The sequence below is a fragment of the Bradyrhizobium sp. Kon56 genome, assembly GCF_055807635.1.
This window is the reverse complement of the sequence record NZ_JBVVOU010000406.1, coordinates 1-274: the sequence shown is the minus strand read 5'-3', so window position 1 is coordinate 274 and position 274 is coordinate 1. Positions and strand designations below refer to the sequence as shown.

Genomic DNA, 274 nt, shown 5'->3' with positions numbered 1-274 from the left:
CGAGTTTTTTGAATGGCTGGCTCTACAATTGGGCGCCACGGGAGCAGTTCAATCGTCTCTCGGAGTCGAGCTTAGTTCAATAGGTATATTCCCTGCTGAGATCGACTCCCTCGATCTTGCTTCAGAAATAGACACTGCGCTGTCTAAAACAGCACGTTTTTCGGGAAAATTAGAATCATTCGCTGATGTAGCCTGTAAAATTTCATCTGCAATACGGGACTCAGACTGGGGAACTGCTGCTACCTACCTGAAAGACTTTGAGAGCGTGGAAGGA

1 protein-coding gene is annotated in these 274 nt (G+C 47.1%); it reads left to right on the top strand.

Annotated elements, in window-relative coordinates; all coding sequences use genetic code 11:
* The coding region (locus AC0L3B_RS39475; protein WP_473383224.1) for a hypothetical protein at window positions 1–274 on the top strand (274 nt) is incomplete at both ends.